Source organism: Streptomyces durbertensis, from assembly GCF_014156695.1.
Classification (GTDB): Bacteria; Actinomycetota; Actinomycetes; order Streptomycetales; family Streptomycetaceae; genus Streptomyces; species Streptomyces durbertensis.
The window spans coordinates 1-1,122 of sequence record NZ_WMLF01000810.1; the positions used below are offsets into that span (position 1 = coordinate 1).

Annotated in this window: 2 protein-coding genes; both read right to left on the reverse strand. The window is 75.0% G+C overall.

From position 1 onward, the window contains the following. Window positions 1-31 precede the first annotated feature (31 nt). On the reverse strand, window positions 32-445 hold the full coding sequence (locus GL263_RS26980; RefSeq protein ID WP_182858348.1) for a PPOX class F420-dependent oxidoreductase: 414 nt from the start codon (window positions 443-445) through the stop codon (window positions 32-34). Between the two features lie 164 nt (window positions 446-609). Continuing rightward, on the reverse strand, window positions 610-1,098 hold the full coding sequence (gene ispF / locus GL263_RS26985) for a 2-C-methyl-D-erythritol 2,4-cyclodiphosphate synthase (RefSeq protein ID WP_182858349.1): 489 nt from the start codon (window positions 1,096-1,098) through the stop codon (window positions 610-612). Window positions 1,099-1,122 lie beyond the last annotated feature (24 nt).

Consider the following 1,122-nt stretch of genomic DNA (forward strand, 5'->3'; position numbering starts at 1 on the left):
GGCGTAGGCCGGGGCTGCGGCGGGGCCGGCCTCAGGCGAGGTCGCCGCGGCCGACGACCTTGCGCGGCGTGATCCGGACGACGACCCTGGCCGGCTCGTCCCCCGCCCGCGGGTTGAACTCGGCGTACGGCCGGCCGGTGTACTTCTCCGACAGCTCGTCGATGAGTTCCTGGCCACCCTCGGTGGTGAGCTTCGCGGTGCCCCGGATCTCGGCGTAGTGGTACGGCTCCTCGGCGGGCTGGACGACCACGCTGACCCGCGGGTCGCGTTCCATGTTCTCTGTCTTGCGCCGGCCGAGGACGGTGGAGATGAGGACGTCGTCGCCGTCGCGTTTCACCCAGACCGGGGAGCCCTGGGGGCTGCCGTCGGGCTGGATGGTGACCAGGGTGACAAAGACCGTCCCGTCGAGCAGGCGCTTGAGGTCCTCGGACAGGGTGGTGCGCACGGCGGTCCCCTCTGCTGGTCGGCGTCCCGGCTGCCCTTTGCGGGCCTGTCGGAGCGTGTACCTCCGCCGGACGCCTTCGACACCACCCGTGAGGGTGAATCCCGCCCGCCGTCTCGTCGCCGACCGGCCGTCCGTCTCGTCGCGGGCCGGCCGGCCCGCCCGGTTCAGCGCTCGGTCGGGACGACCAGCGCGGTGGCGACGGCGGCCAGACCCTCCGCGCGCCCGGTCAGACCGAGCCCGTCCGTGGTGGTGCCGGAGACCGAGACGGGCGCGCCGACGGCGGCCGAGAGCACCCGCTGGGCCTCCGCCCGCCGCTTGCCGATCTTCGGGCGGACGCCGACGACCTGGATGGCGACGTTGCCGATCTCGAAGCCCGCCGCCCGCACGATCCGCGCGGCCTCGGTGAGCAGCGCGACACCGGACGCGCCGGCCCACTCCGGCCGGGAGGTGCCGAAGTGCTCGCCGAGGTCGCCGAGCCCGGCGGCGGAGAACAGGGCGTCGCAGGCGGCGTGCGCGGCGACGTCCCCGTCGGAGTGCCCGGCGAGGCCGAAGCCGCCGGAGGCCTTCTCGTCCCAGAGCAGGCCCGCGCACCACAGCTCGCGCCCCTGCTCGAAGGCGTGCACGTCGGTGCCGATGCCGGTCAGCGGAAGCACGACGGGGACGACGGGGGCGGGGGG